The sequence below is a fragment of the Vibrio sp. 10N.222.52.B7 genome (assembly GCF_041474275.1).
GTDB classification, from domain to species: domain Bacteria; phylum Pseudomonadota; class Gammaproteobacteria; order Enterobacterales; family Vibrionaceae; genus Vibrio; species Vibrio crassostreae_C.
On record NZ_JBFRTU010000622.1, the window covers coordinates 1 to 312 of the forward strand.

A 312-nucleotide genomic window follows, 5' to 3' on the forward strand; every position below is an offset into this window, starting at 1 on the left:
GCTCTCTGCCTTTAAAACGGTAGAAGAAGAAGCGACTAATACGGCATTGATCGTCGCGAGCAAGCGAATTTTAGAGCAAGCAAACCTGTTCAAACAACAGTATTTGTTATCGGGTGCTGAGCAAGGCAATGGCTCGGAACATCCTAAAAGTTATAGCCGAACAGGCTGGATAATGCCGACTCAAGGAGATGAGCGTGACTGTCATTATTGGCTTGAAGAATTATACCCTCAAGAGAGCATTTTAGGGCTCAGTTCACCGAGTGTTGAAGATAAAAGTGATAACATACAGTTTCATTGTCGTTATCATTATAG

Annotated in this window: 1 protein-coding gene; it reads left to right on the forward strand. The window is 42.6% G+C overall.

Annotated features, from left to right (window positions below; all coding sequences use genetic code 11):
• A partial coding sequence (locus AB4512_RS24505; RefSeq protein WP_372176081.1) for an MSHA biogenesis protein MshF occupies positions 1-312 on the forward strand: 312 nt, incomplete at both ends.